This window comes from Gordonia sp. GONU (assembly GCF_024733855.1).
GTDB lineage: Bacteria > Actinomycetota > Actinomycetes > Mycobacteriales > Mycobacteriaceae > Gordonia > Gordonia amicalis.
Genome location: NZ_JANRHB010000013.1, coordinates 71,934 through 87,030, shown reverse-complemented (window position 1 = coordinate 87,030; position 15,097 = coordinate 71,934). Strand labels below are relative to the sequence as shown.

Here is a 15,097-nt window from a genome sequence, read left to right as displayed (position 1 = left end):
CTGACCTGGGTGAAAAGGGCCTCACGGAGGGGTTATCTGTCTCATGATGAGAATCGGCGACGGAGGGAGTGGGATGTCGGACTGGCTCGTGGGCGACGATCGTGGTGAGGCGGCACGAAGGCGGCTCGTCTCCCATGCCGCCGCGCTCATCGCCGCGCGTGGACTCGAGGCGTTCAGCGTCGACGAACTGGCTCGTCGCGCGCACTGCTCGCGCGCGACGATCTACCGCCATGCCGGTGGCCGCACGGCGCTCGTCGAGGCGGTGTTGTCGTCGACCGCCGCCCCGGTCCTGGAGTCGATCCGCCACGAGGCGGCGGGCACCGCAGGCGTGGAGCGTGCGCGGATCGCGATCACCGCTGCGCTCCGCGCACTGCGCGGGGACCGGGTGATCCGCCAGTTCCTCCGTCCGGCGAACCTCATTGCGTCGACCCCGACCGTGCTCGCGTCGCCGACGGTGCTGGCCGTGGCCGCGGAACTCATCGGCATCGACCCCGAGGACACCGTCGCCGCGCGGTTCGCCATCCGGTCGGTGCTCACGATGCTGCTGTGGCCCGCCGCGCCCGAGGAGGAGGCGGAGCTGGTGGACTCGATCGTCGCGGGCGTCTTCCACGGCAGGGCGCCCGGATGAGCAACGGCCCGCACCGAAATCGGTGCGGGCCGTTGCCGGGCTGCAGAGAAAAGCGTTGAATCCTCTAGCGCGAGAACATCAGTGCGCGCTTGACCTCCGAGATCGCCTGCGTGACCTGGATGCCACGGGGGCATGCGTCGGTGCAGTTGAAGGTGGTGCGGCAGCGCCACACACCGTCGACGTCGTTGAGGATGTCGAGACGCTCGACGGCGCCCTCGTCACGGCTGTCGAAGATGAAGCGGTGCGCGTTGACGATCGCGGCGGGGCCGAAGTAGGAACCCTCGGTCCAGAACACCGGGCAGCTCGTGGTGCAGCACGCACAGAGGATGCACTTGGTGGTGTCGTCGAAGCGGGCGCGGTCGCTCTGGCTCTGGATGCGCTCACGGGTGGGCTCGTTGCCCGAGGTGATCAGGAACGGCTTGATCGCGCGGTACGCGTCGAAGAACGGCTCCATGTTGACCACGAGATCCTTCTCCACCGGAAGACCCTTGATGGGCTCCACGGTGATGGTGATCTCCTTGGACTTGTCCTTGGGGAGCATGTCCTTCATCAGGAGCTTGCAGGCCAGACGGTTGACGCCGTTGATGCGCATCGCGTCGGAACCACACACGCCGTGTGCGCAGCTGCGGCGGAACGTCAGGGTGCCGTCGAGGTAGCCCTTCACGTACAGCAGCAGGTTGAGCAGACGGTCGGTCGGCAGCGCCGGGACGCGGAAGCTCTCGAAGCCCTGGGCGTCCGGATTCTCCGGGTTGAACCGGAAGATCTTGAGCGTGACCATGGTGGCCTCGTCGGGCACCGGGGGCAGCGGCGGCTCGTCGGAGGAGGGTGCGGGCTTGTCCAGAACAGATGTCATCAGTACTTACGCTCCATCGGCTCGTAACGGGTCTGCACCACGGGCTTGTAGTCCAGCTCGATGTCCGAGAGAAGGTCGGTGCCCTTCTTGTAGGCCATGGTGTGACGCATGTAGTTCACGTCGTCACGATCGGGGTAGTCCTCGCGTGCATGGCCGCCACGCGATTCCTTGCGGTTGAGTGCGCCGACCACGGTGACCTCGGCCATCTCGAGCAGGAAGCCCAGCTCGATGGCCTCGAGGAGATCGCTGTTGAAACGCTTGCCCTTGTCGTGGACCTTGATCTGGGCGTACCGCTCCTTGAGCGCGTGGATGTCGGTCAGCGCCTGCTTGAGGGTCTCCTCGGTCCGGAACACCGAGGCGTTCGCGTCCATCGACGCCTGCAGCTCGGTCCGGATGTCGGCGACGCGCTCGTGGCCGTGCTCGGACAGGAGCAGTTCCAGCCAGCCGTCGACCATCTCGGTCGGCTTCTCCGGGAGGTCGGCGAACTCCGCGTTGTTGGCGTACTCGGCGGCGGCGATACCGGCGCGGCGACCGAAGACGTTGATGTCGAGCAGCGAGTTGGTGCCGAGGCGGTTGGCTCCGTGCACCGACACGCAGGCACATTCACCGGCGGCGTACAGACCGTGCACGACCTCGTCGTTGTTGCGCAGCACCTGACCGTCGACGTTGGTCGGGATGCCACCCATGACGTAGTGGCAGGTCGGGAACACCGGCACGTACTCGGTGACCGGGTCGACGCCGAGGTAGGTGCGCGCGAACTCGGTGATGTCGGGGAGCTTCTCGTTGAGGACGTCCTCGCCGAGGTGGGTCACGTCGATGTAGACGTAGTCCTTGTTCGGTCCGGCACCGCGGCCCTCCAGTACCTCGAGAACCATCGAGCGGGCGACGATGTCGCGGGGCGCGAGGTCCTTGATGGTGGGGGCGTAACGCTCCATGAAGCGCTCGCCGTCGGCGTTGCGCAGGATGCCGCCCTCACCGCGCACGGCCTCCGAGATGAGGATGCCGAGGCCGGCCAGGCCCGTCGGATGGAACTGGTGGAACTCCATGTCCTCGAGGGGCAGGCCCTTGCGGAAGATGATGCCCATGCCGTCACCGGTGAGGGTGTGGGCGTTGGACGTCGTCTTGTACATGCGGCCCGAGCCGCCGGTCGCGAAGACGATCGACTTGGCGTGGAAGACGTGGATCTCGCCGGTGGCGAGTTCGTAGGCGACGACGCCGGTGGCGACCTGCTCGCCGTCTTCGTTCTCGGTGAGGCAGATGTCGAGGGCGTAGAACTCGTTGAAGAACTCGACGTCGTGTTTGACGCAGTTCTGGTACAGCGTCTGCAGGATCATGTGACCGGTGCGGTCGGCGGCGTAGCAGGCACGACGCACGGGCGACTTGCCGTGGTCGCGGGTGTGCCCGCCGAATCGACGCTGGTCGATCTTGCCCTCGGGGGTCCGGTTGAACGGCAGACCCATCTTCTCCAGATCGAGCACCGCGTCGATGGCCTCCTTGGCCATGATCTCGACGGCGTCCTGATCGGCGAGGTAGTCACCACCCTTGACGGTGTCGAAGGTGTGCCACTCCCAGTTGTCCTCCTCGACGTTGGCCAGCGCGGCGCACATGCCGCCCTGAGCCGCGCCGGTGTGGCTGCGGGTGGGGTAGAGCTTGGTCAGAACCGCGGTGCGGGCGCGCGGTGCGGATTCGATCGCCGCGCGCATCCCGGCGCCGCCGGCGCCCACGATGACGACGTCGTAGCGGTGTTCCTGCATGTTGTTGGTCTCCTTTAGCCGACGCTGTTGACGTCGAAGGTGAGGATCGCGTAGGTGCCCAGCACGAGGGTCAGGATCATCGACACGGCCAGCAGCACGTTGAGCCAGAAGCGGGTCGAGTCCTTGCGCGAGTAGTCGCCGATGACGGTGCGGACACCGTTGCCGCCGTGCAGCTGGGCCAACCACAGCATGGTCAGGTCCCAGATCTGCCAGCCGGGGGAGCTCCACCGCGCGGCGACGAACGAGGCGTCGATGCGGTGCACACCGCCGTCCCAGGCGAGCATGATGAACATGTGGCCGATCGTCAGGAAGACGAGGATCAGGCCGGAGAAGCGCATGAACATCCATGCGTTCTTCTCGAAGTTCCCGCCCTTGGGCTTGCGGGGCGAACGAGGGTTGTCCAGGCTGGCCGGACGGTCGTGTTCCTTGCCGAGGGTCTTCGCGACACCGGTGGCTTCCGAGGTGGTCATCTCTGGTGTCTCCTACAGGTGGCTGAACATGATCTGCAGCAGGCGGACGGCGCCGGCGGCGAACACGACGACGAACAGGGTCATGGCGACCCACAGCATCTGACGCTGGTACTTGGGGCCCTTGGCCCAGAAGTCCACCAGGATCAGGCGCACGCCGTTGAAGGCGTGGAACAGGACGCACGCGACCAGGGCGATCTCCATGAGACCGATGATCGGGGTCTTGTAGGTTTCGATGATCTCGTCGTACTGGTTGGGATCGACGCGGATGACCGCGGTGTCCAACACGTGTACGAACAAGAAGAAGAAGATGGTGACGCCTGTGATGCGGTGCAGGACCCAGGACCACATGCCCGGGTCGCCGCGGTACAGGGAACGTCGACGCACCGGGTCAGGTGCGACTTCGGTCGAGGTGCTCATCGGAAAAGTGGCCTCCAACATCGTCGATGGACGCGTCGAATCGGCATGCTCCGACTCGACCATGGACCCATGACAAGAGACTCTAAACCCATGCCCATTGCGGTGATAAATTGCCCGAACCGATCTGAGGCACAAGACATTACGACTTAGGTTTGCCTTACCCAAGCTTTGGCGGCGATGAATTGCGCATGTCCGGTTGGTTACACCATTTGCCAGGAGGTGGGCGTGCATACCGAAATACCGTGGAATGTCCTGCGACACAGTGCAACTGAAATGTTGTCCCGTGCCTACGCGCCGTACTCGCACTACCCGGTGGGGGCGGCGGGCGTCACCTCCGAGGGGCGTGTCGTGGCCGGCTGCAATGTGGAAAATGTCTCATACGGCCTGGGTATCTGTGCCGAGGTCGCGCTGGTCGCGCAGCTGATCTCACAGGGTGACCGGTCCCTGCGTGCGGTGACGGTCACCGATGCCTCCGGGAAGATCCTGATGCCGTGCGGGCGGTGCCGGCAGGTCCTCCTCGAGCACGGAGGCCACGAACTCCTCGTCGACCACCCCGCCGGTCCGCGTCCGCTCTCCGACCTCCTGCCGGACGCGTTCGGTCCCGACGACATCGCGGAGGTCGTCTCGTGACCTCCTCGCTCGAGGCTGCGAGCGACGAGGTCATCCACGCCGTCTCGGTGATCGCCACCAAGCGTGGGGGCTTCGAGCTCAGCGACGCGCAGATCGCCTGGGTGGTCGACGGCTACACGCGCGGCGAGGTCGCGCCGGAACAGATGTCGTCGCTGTTGATGGCCATCTACCTGCGCGGCATGAACCGGCGGGAGATCGCGACCTGGACCCGGGCGATGATCGACAGCGGACGCCGGATGGATCTGACCGGCCTTCGCCGCGACGGACGTCCCCTCACCACCGTCGACAAACACTCCACGGGCGGCGTCGGGGACAAGATCACGCTGCCCCTGACGCCTCTGGTCGCATCCTTCGGAGTCGCGGTTCCGCAGCTGTCCGGCCGCGGCCTGGGTCATACCGGCGGCACCCTGGACAAGCTGGAATCCATCCCCGGCTGGCGGGCCGAGGTGAGCACCGAGGAGATGTTCGCCCAGCTCGAGCGGGTGGGTGCGGTCATCTGTGCCGCGGGCGCGGATCTCGCACCCGCCGACCGTAAGCTCTACGCGCTCCGGGATGTCACCGGGACGGTCGAGTCCATCCCGCTGCTGGCGACCTCGATCATGAGCAAGAAGATCGCCGAGGGCACCGGAGCCTTGGTCCTCGACGTGAAAACCGGCTCGGGCGCCTTCCTGCCCGACGAATCCGATGCGCGTGAACTGGCGTCGACGATGGTCGAACTCGGACACGACGCGGGGGTCGACACCCGGGCGCTGATCACCGACATGAGCGTTCCGCTGGGCCTGGCGGTCGGCAATGCGGTCGAGGTCGCCGAGTCGGTCGAGGTGCTCGGCGGCGGTGGGCCGGCCGACGTCGTCGAACTGACCCTGGCACTGGCCCGGGAGATGCTCGACGCCGCGGGTCTGCCCGACGCCGACCCGGCATCGCACCTCGCCAACGGCCGGGCGATGGACTCCTGGCGGTCGATGATCGCCGCGCAGGGTGGCGACCCGGATGTTCCGCTGCCGGTCGCCCGGCACCAGGACGTGGTCACCGCCGATCGCGACGGCATCGTGGCGGGTATGGACGCGCGCGCGGTCGGGGACGCCGCGTGGCGGCTGGGCGGCGGACGGTCGAAACCGGGGGAATCGGTCTCGGCCGAGGCGGGTGTCATCATCCACGCCAAACCCGGCGATCCCATCCGCGCCGGTCAACCGCTGTTCACGTTGCACACCCAGGATGAGGAACGGATCGCCGGCGCGCGCTCGAGCCTCGACGGTGCGGTGCGGATCGAGGACGGGGACACCGACAGGCGCGGCGCCGGCGACCGGCCGCTGATCATCGATTCCGTTAGGTTCAGAAGATGACGACGCTGGATCCGGCGCACCTCACCCTCGCGCCCAAGGTGCTTCTCCACGATCATCTCGACGGCGGGCTGCGGCCGGCGACCGTCCTGGAACTCGCGCACGAGGTCGGTTACGACGGGCTGCCGGTCGACGACGCGGCCGGGCTCGCGCGTTGGTTCCGCGAGGCCGCCGACAGCGGGTCCCTCGAGCGCTATCTGGAGACCTTCACCCACACCGTCGCCGTCATGCAGACCGCCGATGCTCTCGAACGGGTGGCGCGTGAGTGTGTGGAGGACCTTGCCGACGACAACGTCGTGTACGCCGAGGTCCGCTACGCACCCGAACAGCATCTCGAGGCCGGGCTCACGCTCGACGAGGTCGTCGAAGCGGTTCTGCGTGGCTTCGCCGACGGCGAGCGGATCGTCGCCGACCGTGGAAAGCGCATCAGCGTGCGATGTCTGGTCACCGCCATGCGTCACGCGGCACGGTCGCGGGAGATCGCCGAGCTCGCGGTGCGCTACCGCGAGCGCGGCGTCGTCGGCTTCGACATCGCGGGCGCCGAGGCCGGCCACCCGCCGACCCGTCATCTCGATGCTTTCGAGTACATGCGGGCGAACAGTGCGCCGTTCACCATCCACGCGGGCGAGGCGTTCGGCCTGCCGTCGATCCACGAGGCCATCGGCTTCTGCGGCACCGACCGTCTCGGGCACGGCGTGCGGGTCTTCGACGACATCGAACTCCCCGAAGGCGTTGACCTCGCCGCCCATTCCTTCGCCGGCGCGAAGCTCGGCCTGATCGCGAACGTCGTGCGCGACAAGCGGATTCCGCTCGAGCTGTGCCCGAGTTCGAATGTGCAGACCGGCGCGGTCGCGTCACTCGCCGAGCATCCGTTCAACGTGCTGGCCCGACTCCGGTTCCGCGTCACGGTGAACACCGACAACCGGCTCATGGGTGACACCACGATGAGCAAGGAGTTCGGACTGCTGGCCGATCAGTTCGGTTACGGCTGGGCCGATTTCGAGCGATTCACGGTCAACGCGATGAAGTCGGCGTTCATCCACTTCGACGAACGTCTGGCGTTCATCGACGACGTGATCAAGCCGGGCTACGCGGTGCTGCTGGGGTGACCTCGATACGGCCCTCGGGTAACCCCTCGGGCCTACTCGGCCGGCGGGGATGACGGCCCTCGGGTACCCCCTCGGGCCTACTCGGCCGGCGGCGGATCAGCCCTTCTTGACGAGCCGGTTCTCGAAGTCGTGCTCGAGTGCGCGCCACGCCTCGGCCTCGTTGTCGAACGGTCCGCTCGGGGCCATCCGCTTCGGGTCGGGGTTGACGGTGTAGTCGACGAACCAGCCGAGGGGGGTGGACGATCCCAGTGCCTCGTTGACGGTGTCGTCGCCGGCGTAGTCGGCTGCGTCGCTGAACAGTTCGACGGCCAGGTCGAGCTGGTCGCGGTCCATGCGGCGCGGGCCGTCGGCGATGTCCTCGGCGAGACCGGGCAGCACGTACACGTTGTCGTCGATGACGTCGAACTCGAGCGAGCCGTTGGTCGCCTCGGTGCGGATGTCCTCGAACGTCGACAGGTCGGACAGGTCATGGCTGTTGTCGTCGGCGAGGAAGCGGGAGAGTGCCCGCGCCGAGGTGAACACGAAGATCTTGCCCTTGGCGCCGAGGAAGACCGGGTCGTCGCCGAGGTAGCAGCGCAGCGTCAGGTACTCGTTGCCGCGCGTGACGATCTTGATCGGGTCGATGCCGACCGACGCCCAGAAATCGTCGTCGTCGTAATCGTCGTCCTCATCTTCTTCGTCTTCGTCGTCTTCGTCCTCGGCCTCGTCGTCCGCGGACTCGACGATCTCGATGTCGTCGTCGTCTTCCGGCTCGTCCTCGTCCTCCGCGGAGGCGGCGGCCTCGAGTTCGGCTTCGGCGGTCTCCACGGCCTTGGCGTCGACCTTCGGCGTGGTGATGACCTCGTCGATCGCGTCGAGGACGTCGTCCCAGTGCTTCGCGATGAGACGTCCGATGCGCACCCACAGGTCGAGGCCCTCGCGGCCCTCGAAGTTGCGCGTGCCGGTCGTGACCGCACCCAGGATCGGGTTGCCGTTGAAGAACTTCGTGATCGCGGTCAGCTCGCAGACCTCACCCAGGATGCGCACGATCTCGAGTGCGTCCTCGAGTTCGGCGATGACCTCAGGGGTCGGGTCCTCGGCGGCCAGCTCCGGCACGCCCACCAGGTCGTAGGTGTGGCGCTCGTCCGGCACCAGCTCGTCGGCCTGCACGCCGACGATGGTCGGCCACGCCGGATGCTCGACGAGGTCGTTGTCGTCGTTGGTGCGGATGAAGGCCGCGAGTTCGGCGACGCCGGGCAAGACGTAGAGATCCTCGTCGAGACCGAGGAACGCCTCCCACTCGTCGTCACCCTCCCGCCAGCGGGGTGCCCACAGGGTGAAGCTGTTTCCGTCGGTGAGTCCGAGCTCAATCGGGACGATGTCTCCGGCCATGGGGACACAGCCTAGCGATTGATCGCCGTGGATCCAGTAGTGCCCCCACAGACGCCGAACGGTACTCGCGCCGCATCGTCACCGCGGCCGGAAGAATCCCTCGAAGGTCTGGTCCAGATTGGCGGTCCGAACCGGTGAGACACCCACCGGATCGCCGGCCTCGATCATCTGATCGTTGCCGATGTACATCGCCACGTGGCCGGACCACACGGCGAGATCGCCCGGCTGTAATTGCGCCCGGGACACGCGGAATCCGGCGGTGTCCTGATCCTGGGCCAGGCGGGGGAGTTCGAGGCCGGCCTGCCGATACGCCCAGCGCGTGAAACCGCTGCAGTCGAATCCGGCGGGCGTCGTCCCGCCCCAGACATAGGGAACACCACGCTGACTCAACGCCGCCCGGACGGCTTTCGCCGCTCGCTCGTCGGGCGCGTACGCCACCGAACCGTCGGGGAGGGTGATCGGCACGCGTCCGGATGCCGGGGATTCCGAATGCCGCTCGCCCGGCGGTGCGGCGGTCGTGACCGCGGCGGGCGCGATCCGTCGGCCCAGGGAAGCCATCGCGTCGGTGTCGGAGCGGAGGTCGGCGCGTGTGCGGGAGACGATCTCGAGGCCGCGTCCGAGGTGCTCGGCCGCCACCGGCAGCATCGTCAGCAGTCCGGCCGGCGTGAACAATTCGCTCCCGAACGCGCGGGCACGACGTTCGAGCGAATCCACCAGGGCGCCGAGTTGGGTCGACGCCGACCGGACCTTGCTCCCGGCGCTCTCGACGAGGCGGGCGAATTCGTCGGCGTCACCCGTCAGCGCGCCCATGCTCTGCTGCAGTCCGACGGCCGCGTCGGTGGCGGCGTCCGCGCCGGACCCCTCCCAATGCGGGCGGACGGCTTCGGTGGCCGCCACCGACCCACGGCGCGCGGCGTCGACGGCCGACGCGGCGGACCGGATCGTCTGTGCCGGATTGCCCGGCGCCAGGACGCCGGTGCCGAGTGCGCCGACGAGCAGGCGCAACGGTTCGATGAAGAGCTCTACACCGGGCATCACAGGGTGAACTCCCGGTCGGCGGCCGCGCAGTCGCAGTCGAGGTAGCCTTCGTCGGCGCGCCGGGTGGCCGACGCCAGTTGTTCCTGACGTGCCGCGGTCGTCTCGATGCTGCGCCGGTGGATCTGCAGGAACTCGACCACCGCGGCGAGGAACTCCGCGCCGATGATCCCGAGCGTGATCGCGAGGTCGACCAGTGCCGCTTCGTCACCGGCACGATCACCGAGCAGAGCGCCGCCGGCACTGTGGGCTGACGAAAAGTCTTGCAGTGCCGCGGAATCCGTCCGCAGTGTGGTACCCGGGGTGTGGTCGGGAGGCGTGAGGGCGGCGGATGAGGTCGTGGATCGCGGGCTCATGGGATTCTGACGCGGCGGACGCCTGTTCGGTTCCATCGGACACCCGACGCGGCTCACGGCACGCACTGCGCATGCGGACGGACCCAGGAAATACTCTGGTCGCCATGGAACGCCTGATCGTCGATCATCCCCTGGCCGCCGCGCGTCTGACGACGATGCGAGACGAGACCACCGACAACGCCGGATTCCGTGCGGCGCTGTCGGATCTCACCCAGATGCTCATCTATGAGGCGCTGGCCGGTGCGCCGCGTGTCGACATACAGATCAAGACGCCGCTGGTCCCGTACACCGGATCGCGTCTGGCGACGCCGCCGCTGCTCGTGCCGGTCCTGCGAGCGGGTCTGGGAATGGTCGAGCAGGCGCATGCGATGGTGCCCGAGTCCCGGGTCGGCTTCGTGGGCATCGCCCGCGACGAGGAGACCGCACAACCGGTGCCGTATCTCGAGTCGCTGCCCGAGGACCTCTCCGGACTTCCGGTCTTCGTGCTCGATCCGATGCTCGCGACCGGAGGGTCGATGCTGCACACGATCGAACTGCTCGTCGCGCGCAACGCCACCGACATCACCGCGGTCTGCGTCGTCGCGGCGCCGCAGGGCGTGGCCCTTCTGGAGGAGTCGGGCCATCCGTGCCGACTGGTCGTGGCGGCGATCGACGAGGGACTCAACGATGTCAACTACATCGTGCCGGGGCTCGGCGACGCCGGCGATCGTCAGTTCGGGCCGCGCTGACGGGGTTCGTGCCGAGGGTGGCGGCCGGTCGCGAGCGGTTCAGCCGGGCAGCGACCAGTAGGCGAGCATCGGTTCGTTCGTCAGCACCGAACCGCCCTCGACGATGGTGAGACTCGCGGGGGACACCAGATAGCGGACCGCTCCGTTGCGCGCCTCGAAGGTGTTGCCGACGCGGGTCGGGAACTGCAGCTCGATGCCGCCCTCGGGTGCCTGGCCCTTGTAGTACCAGCGACCCGTCTGGTTCCCGACCTGGCAAATGACCACGCGGGACCGTGAGGTCTGACCGATCGCGACGGCCGGGTCGTCGGCCGCGTTGCAGCGCGGACCGGTGACGAACCCCTGCCAGTCGGCACCCGTCACGGTCGGGGTCGGACGGTTCGGCACCGGTGACTGGGTCGTCGTGACGGTCGTCCGGGGAGGTGTCGGGGACCGGGTGACGGTGCTCGTGATCGTCGCGGGCTCCGGGGTGGTGGTGGTCGCGGCGGTCGTGTCGGCGGACTCCTCGTCCGACGGGATCAGGAGAAATGCGGCGAGCACCCCCGCCACCACCAGCAGGACACCGGCGCCGATCGCCACCAGGACCGCGGGCGACGTCCAGGGCGAGCGCGGCGGTTGCGGTGGCGGACCCTGCGGATAGCCACCCGCCCCATAGGCGCCCGGGTACCCGCCAGGCGGGTAACCGCCGGAACCGTCGGGTGGATAGGTCATGGTGCTCCTCGAGATCTGTCGGGACTACTCGGGTGAGGATTCGGCGTCGGGATCGGTTCTACAGCTCGCCGATGATCTGGGCGAGCAGCTCACCCATGCGTGTCGCCGACGCACGCCCGACGTCGAGCACCTCGGTGTGGCTGAGGGGTTCGCCGGTGATCCCGGCGGCCAGATTGGTTACCAGCGAGATCCCGAGAACCTCGAGTCCGGCCGCCCGGGCCGCGATCGTCTCGTGCACGGTCGACATGCCGACCAGGTCGGCTCCGAGCGTGCGGAGCATCCGGATCTCGGCCGGGGTCTCGTAGTGCGGTCCGGGCAGACCGGCGTAGACACCCTCCGCGAACGACGGGTCCACGCGACGGGCGATCTCCCGCAACCGCGGAGAGTAGGCGTCGACGAGGTCGACGAACTGTGCGCCGACCAGCGGAGAACGAGCCGTCAGATTGAGGTGGTCGGAGATCAGGACCGGCTGACCCACCGACATGTCCTCGCGCAGCCCGCCGGCCGCGTTGGTGAGCACGACCGTGTGGACGCCGGCCGCGGCCGCGGTACGTACCGGGTGCACGACGCGTGCGAGATCGTGGCCCTCGTAGGCGTGAATCCGGCCGAGGATCAAGAGGACTCGGCGGTCGCCGACGCGGACCGAGTGGATCACTCCGCCGTGACCGGCGGCCGCGGGCGGGGTGACGCCGGGGATCGAGGACATCGGCAACGAACGGATCGGTGCGCCGAACGCGTCGGCCGCCGGCGCCCACCCGGAGCCGAGGATCACGGCCACATCGTGTGCGGCGGCGTCGGTCTCGGCGGCGATGGTGGCGGCCGCGACGATGGCTGCGGCGTCGGCGTCGGCAGTGGGATCCATGCGCCAACCCTAAACGGTGACCCCGACGCCGGTGCGGCACCGCGGCATCGTGCGACGGCCGTGCCCGGAGGGGACTCGTCACGGGGCGATAGGGTCAGGCCATGCCATATCTCAACGAGGTCGGGGAGGTCGTCGAACTCCAGCTCGGGGCCACAGGCGCCGAACTCGACGAGTCGAACCCCGAGAACCGCTTCCGTCTGGAATGGATCGACGAGGTGGAACGACTGCTCGGTGAGGTGAGCGCCGACCCGAGCCGCCCACTGGTGCTGACCGCGACCGGCAAGTTCTTCACCAACGGGCTCGACACCGACCACATCGTCGCCGCGCCGGATCAACTGCCCGCATACCTCGACCGCGTGCACTCGCTGTACGCCACGATCCTCACGCTCCCCGTCCCGACCGTCGCCGCGATCAACGGCCACGCGTTCGGTGCCGGCGCCATGCTCGCCCTCTGTACCGACCATGTGCTGATGCGCACCGAACGTGGTTTCTGGTCCCTGCCCGAGGCCGCGTTGAACATGCCCTTCACCCGCGGCATGTCGACACTCCTGCGCACGCGGCTCACCGATCGGGCCGCGACCGAGGCGATGTACACCAGCCGGCGGTACGGCGCCGCCGAGGCCGCCGCGGCGGGGATCGTCGACGAGGCGGTCGAGGCGGAGCGGCTGACCGCCCGCGCCGCCGAGGTCGCCGCTTCGCGCGCGGCGACGGCCGGCCCCAACCTCGCCCTGATCAAACGAGGCCTGCGCGGACCACTGCTCGACGACCTCGCCGTTCCGACTCCGGCAGGGGTCCTGTCGTGACCGGCGTGACGGCGGACAGACTCCCCGACGCGTCGCGCATCATCGACGCGTGGCTGGCCGCCCACGGCCCCGAGCTCATCGCGTGGCGGCGCGACATCCACGCACATCCCGAGCTGTCCCGGCAGGAGGTGCGCACCACCGAGCTGGTGATGGCCGAACTGTCGGCCGCCGGTCTCGACCCTCGCCGGCTCCCGCTGGGCACCGGCGTCGTCTGCGACCTCGGTCCCTCCGGTGAACCGCGGATCGGTCTGCGCGCCGACATGGACGCCCTGCCGGTCACCGAACACACCGGCCTCCCGTTCACCTCGACCGTCGAGGGCGCGTCTCACTCCTGCGGACACGACGCCCACACGGCGATCCTGATCGGCGTGGCCAAACTCCTGGCCTCGGCCGGTCCGCTGCCCGTGGGTGTCCGGCTGATCTTCCAGGCAGCCGAGGAGGTCATGCCCGGTGGCGCGCTCGACGCCATCGAAGCCGGGGTGACCAGCGGGCTCGGGCGCATCTTCGCGCTGCACTGCGATCCGCGTCTGCCCGTCGGCACCGTCGGCCTGCGATCGGGTCCGCTGACGTCGGCGGCCGACCACATCGACCTGCAACTCCACTCCGCAGGCGGACACACCTCCCGCCCGCACCTGACCGGCGACCTGATCTACGCGATGGGCACCGTGATCACCGGACTGCCCGGCGTGCTCTCGCGGCGCGTCGACCCCCGATCGGGCACGGTGATGGTGTGGGGTGCGGCCAATGCCGGGAGCGCCGCCAACGCCATCCCGCAGGAAGGCCGGATGCGCGGCACGGTCCGCACCGGTGACCACGACACCTGGGCGGCACTGGAACCGTTGGTCCGCAGCGTCGTCGGCGAACTCCTCGCGCCGCTCGGCGTGCGCTACGACCTCTCCTACTTCAGAGGCGTTCCGCCCGTCGTCAACGACGAGATCGCGGTGGGCATGCTCGAACGCGCGGTCGCCGCGATCGGCCCCGAGACCGTCGCCGCCACCCCGCAGTCACCCGGCGGCGAGGACTTCTCCTGGTACCTCGAGCAGGTTCCGGGCGCGATGGCCCGACTCGGCGTGTGGGACGGTTTCGGTCCGCAGGTCGACCTGCACGCCCCCAACTTCGACCTGGACGAACGCGCCCTCGCCATCGGCGTCCGCACGCTCGCCGGGGTCGTACTCAACGCACGCAGCGCTGCCGGCGAACCGCCGGAACTGACGCCGCCGTTCGCGCCCTAGAAGACCTCAGGGTTCGACGGGCCCCGGACCTCAGGGTTCGACGGGCCCAGGCCCGGGCCCGACGTTGCGCGACTCGCGCAACCGCAGGTCCTGGACGTAGTCGGCGGGAGCGCCGGCGATCTCCGCGGCCTCGGCCATGACGCCGAGGTAGCGGGCCGAGGGGAGTCCGCCCTCGTAGGCGTCGAGCACATACAGCCAGGCCAGCACGGGGCCGTCGGCGGTGTCGACGCGTGCGCGGATCTTGCGGTGGATGCCGAGCTCGGAACCCTCCCACCGGTCGAGGAGTTCCTCGTCTTCGGTCGTCACGTCGTACAGGACGACGAAGACACGGGCGTCGGGGTCATCGCGGTCCTCGGTGACCGTCGCCAGGGAACCCTCCCAACCGATGTCGCCGCCACCGAAGGTCAGGCGCCACCCGCGTAGCCATCCGGTACCCGACATCGGCGAGTGCGGCGCGCGTTCCGCCATCTGCTCGGGATGCATGTTGGATCCGTAGGCTGCGTAAATCGGCACGGGTGGAGCCTAGTGGGTCGGCGGCGAGTCCGGAAGGCGACAGGCAGGAGGCGAGTAGTGGCGTACGCCGCATGCGGGGCCACCCGAGGAGTGCCGCGGGACGATCAGGACTAGGTTGTTAGGTGGCGCGACACCACGTGACGGTCCGCCACATCAGAGCGACGCACCACCCCGCGAGGCTCGACCCAGTCGGATCAGCAGTCGGACACCAGCCAGTCGGACGCCCGCCGGTCCGGCACCAACCAGTTCGCCCATTCGACAACACCACGCCGGGCGCACGGTGCCCCA

17 protein-coding genes are annotated in these 15,097 nt (G+C 68.5%); 7 read left to right on the top strand and 10 right to left on the bottom strand.

Going from position 1 to position 15,097, the window contains the following annotated elements; genetic code table 11:
* The first annotated feature begins 73 nt into the window (after positions 1–73).
* A complete protein-coding gene (locus NWF34_RS13990) occupies positions 74–628 on the top strand; it encodes a TetR/AcrR family transcriptional regulator (protein ID WP_024497210.1) in 555 nt (184 codons plus the stop codon).
* Between the two features lie 64 nt (positions 629–692).
* Here NWF34_RS13990 and NWF34_RS13985 read toward each other — a convergent pair whose 3' ends face one another.
* Genes NWF34_RS13985 through sdhC form a run of 4 tightly spaced genes read right to left on the bottom strand, consistent with a single transcriptional unit; the run spans position 693 to position 4,122 of the window.
* Entirely contained in the window at positions 693–1,481 is a 789-nt protein-coding gene (locus tag NWF34_RS13985) for a succinate dehydrogenase iron-sulfur subunit (RefSeq protein WP_024497211.1), read from the bottom strand.
* Positions 1,481–3,235 (bottom strand): succinate dehydrogenase flavoprotein subunit, encoded by a 1,755-nt coding sequence (sdhA, locus tag NWF34_RS13980; RefSeq protein WP_024497212.1) that lies wholly within the window; start codon positions 3,233–3,235, stop codon positions 1,481–1,483. The genes NWF34_RS13985 and sdhA overlap by 1 nt, the downstream gene beginning before the upstream one ends.
* A 14-nt stretch (positions 3,236–3,249) precedes the next feature.
* Positions 3,250–3,705, bottom strand: coding sequence for a succinate dehydrogenase hydrophobic membrane anchor subunit (locus NWF34_RS13975; protein WP_024497213.1), 456 nt, complete (start codon positions 3,703–3,705; stop codon positions 3,250–3,252).
* A gap of 12 nt (positions 3,706–3,717) precedes the next feature.
* Positions 3,718–4,122, bottom strand: coding sequence for a succinate dehydrogenase, cytochrome b556 subunit (sdhC, locus tag NWF34_RS13970; RefSeq protein ID WP_051349539.1), 405 nt, complete (start codon positions 4,120–4,122; stop codon positions 3,718–3,720).
* A gap of 225 nt (positions 4,123–4,347) precedes the next feature.
* On the opposite strand from sdhC, the gene NWF34_RS13965 reads away from it, so the two are divergent.
* The 3 genes from NWF34_RS13965 to NWF34_RS13955 are packed head-to-tail and all read left to right on the top strand — an operon-like array spanning position 4,348 to position 7,201.
* Complete coding sequence (locus NWF34_RS13965) at positions 4,348–4,752, top strand: cytidine deaminase (protein ID WP_024497215.1); 405 nt, start codon at positions 4,348–4,350, stop codon at positions 4,750–4,752.
* Positions 4,749–6,095, top strand: coding sequence for a thymidine phosphorylase (locus tag NWF34_RS13960; protein ID WP_024497216.1), 1,347 nt, complete (start codon positions 4,749–4,751; stop codon positions 6,093–6,095). Before NWF34_RS13965 ends, NWF34_RS13960 begins: the two co-directional genes overlap by 4 nt.
* On the top strand, positions 6,092–7,201 hold the full coding sequence (locus NWF34_RS13955) for an adenosine deaminase (RefSeq protein ID WP_024497217.1): 1,110 nt from the start codon (positions 6,092–6,094) through the stop codon (positions 7,199–7,201). The genes NWF34_RS13960 and NWF34_RS13955 overlap by 4 nt, the downstream gene beginning before the upstream one ends.
* Positions 7,202–7,297: 96 nt before the next feature.
* Here the strand turns inward: NWF34_RS13955 and NWF34_RS13950 are convergent, their stop codons facing one another.
* From NWF34_RS13950 to NWF34_RS13940, 3 genes are all read right to left on the bottom strand, one after another.
* The gene (locus NWF34_RS13950; RefSeq protein ID WP_024497218.1) at positions 7,298–8,572 is read right to left on the bottom strand and encodes a hypothetical protein; all 1,275 of its coding nucleotides are present in this window, start codon (positions 8,570–8,572) and stop codon (positions 7,298–7,300) included.
* A 78-nt stretch (positions 8,573–8,650) separates the two neighbouring features.
* Positions 8,651–9,607, bottom strand: coding sequence for a C40 family peptidase (locus NWF34_RS13945; RefSeq protein WP_024497219.1), 957 nt, complete (start codon positions 9,605–9,607; stop codon positions 8,651–8,653).
* Complete coding sequence (locus NWF34_RS13940) at positions 9,607–9,963, bottom strand: ESX-1 secretion-associated protein (protein WP_258325317.1); 357 nt, start codon at positions 9,961–9,963, stop codon at positions 9,607–9,609. The genes NWF34_RS13945 and NWF34_RS13940 overlap by 1 nt, the downstream gene beginning before the upstream one ends.
* A gap of 104 nt (positions 9,964–10,067) precedes the next feature.
* On the opposite strand from NWF34_RS13940, the gene upp reads away from it, so the two are divergent.
* On the top strand, positions 10,068–10,691 hold the full coding sequence (upp, locus tag NWF34_RS13935; RefSeq protein WP_035760054.1) for a uracil phosphoribosyltransferase: 624 nt from the start codon (positions 10,068–10,070) through the stop codon (positions 10,689–10,691).
* 39 nt (positions 10,692–10,730) lie between these two features.
* Here upp and NWF34_RS13930 read toward each other — a convergent pair whose 3' ends face one another.
* Positions 10,731–11,399 (bottom strand): hypothetical protein, encoded by a 669-nt coding sequence (locus NWF34_RS13930; protein ID WP_024497222.1) that lies wholly within the window; start codon positions 11,397–11,399, stop codon positions 10,731–10,733.
* 58 nt (positions 11,400–11,457) lie between these two features.
* Positions 11,458–12,261, bottom strand: coding sequence for a purine-nucleoside phosphorylase (locus tag NWF34_RS13925; RefSeq protein WP_024497223.1), 804 nt, complete (start codon positions 12,259–12,261; stop codon positions 11,458–11,460).
* 101 nt (positions 12,262–12,362) lie between these two features.
* Here NWF34_RS13925 and NWF34_RS13920 point away from each other — a divergent pair, with 101 nt between their 5' ends.
* Positions 12,363–13,064 (top strand): enoyl-CoA hydratase/isomerase family protein, encoded by a 702-nt coding sequence (locus NWF34_RS13920; protein WP_024497224.1) that lies wholly within the window; start codon positions 12,363–12,365, stop codon positions 13,062–13,064.
* Complete coding sequence (locus NWF34_RS13915) at positions 13,061–14,296, top strand: amidohydrolase (RefSeq protein WP_024497225.1); 1,236 nt, start codon at positions 13,061–13,063, stop codon at positions 14,294–14,296. Before NWF34_RS13920 ends, NWF34_RS13915 begins: the two co-directional genes overlap by 4 nt.
* A gap of 30 nt (positions 14,297–14,326) precedes the next feature.
* On the opposite strand, the gene NWF34_RS13910 is transcribed toward NWF34_RS13915, so the two are convergent.
* Positions 14,327–14,809, bottom strand: coding sequence for a gamma-glutamylcyclotransferase (locus NWF34_RS13910; RefSeq protein WP_006434525.1), 483 nt, complete (start codon positions 14,807–14,809; stop codon positions 14,327–14,329).
* Positions 14,810–15,097: the final 288 nt, after the last annotated feature.

Bases quoted from the DNA above. Each gene is read 5' to 3' on its own strand.
- NWF34_RS13940 (WP_258325317.1), bottom strand. From the start codon at position 9,963: ATGAGCCCGCGATCCACGACCTCATCCGCCGCCCTCACGCCTCCCGAC.
- NWF34_RS13975 (WP_024497213.1), bottom strand. From the start codon at position 3,705: ATGACCACCTCGGAAGCCACCGGTGTCGCGAAGACCCTCGGCAAGGAA.
- NWF34_RS13985 (WP_024497211.1), bottom strand. From the start codon at position 1,481: ATGACATCTGTTCTGGACAAGCCCGCACCCTCCTCCGACGAGCCGCCG.
- sdhA (WP_024497212.1), bottom strand. From the start codon at position 3,235: ATGCAGGAACACCGCTACGACGTCGTCATCGTGGGCGCCGGCGGCGCC.
- NWF34_RS13925 (WP_024497223.1), bottom strand. From the start codon at position 12,261: ATGGATCCCACTGCCGACGCCGACGCCGCAGCCATCGTCGCGGCCGCC.
- NWF34_RS13945 (WP_024497219.1), bottom strand. From the start codon at position 9,607: ATGCCCGGTGTAGAGCTCTTCATCGAACCGTTGCGCCTGCTCGTCGGC.
- NWF34_RS13930 (WP_024497222.1), bottom strand. From the start codon at position 11,399: ATGACCTATCCACCCGACGGTTCCGGCGGTTACCCGCCTGGCGGGTAC.
- NWF34_RS13920 (WP_024497224.1), top strand. From the start codon at position 12,363: ATGCCATATCTCAACGAGGTCGGGGAGGTCGTCGAACTCCAGCTCGGG.
- NWF34_RS13950 (WP_024497218.1), bottom strand. From the start codon at position 8,572: ATGGCCGGAGACATCGTCCCGATTGAGCTCGGACTCACCGACGGAAAC.
- NWF34_RS13955 (WP_024497217.1), top strand. From the start codon at position 6,092: ATGACGACGCTGGATCCGGCGCACCTCACCCTCGCGCCCAAGGTGCTT.
- upp (WP_035760054.1), top strand. From the start codon at position 10,068: ATGGAACGCCTGATCGTCGATCATCCCCTGGCCGCCGCGCGTCTGACG.
- sdhC (WP_051349539.1), bottom strand. From the start codon at position 4,122: ATGAGCACCTCGACCGAAGTCGCACCTGACCCGGTGCGTCGACGTTCC.
- NWF34_RS13990 (WP_024497210.1), top strand. From the start codon at position 74: ATGTCGGACTGGCTCGTGGGCGACGATCGTGGTGAGGCGGCACGAAGG.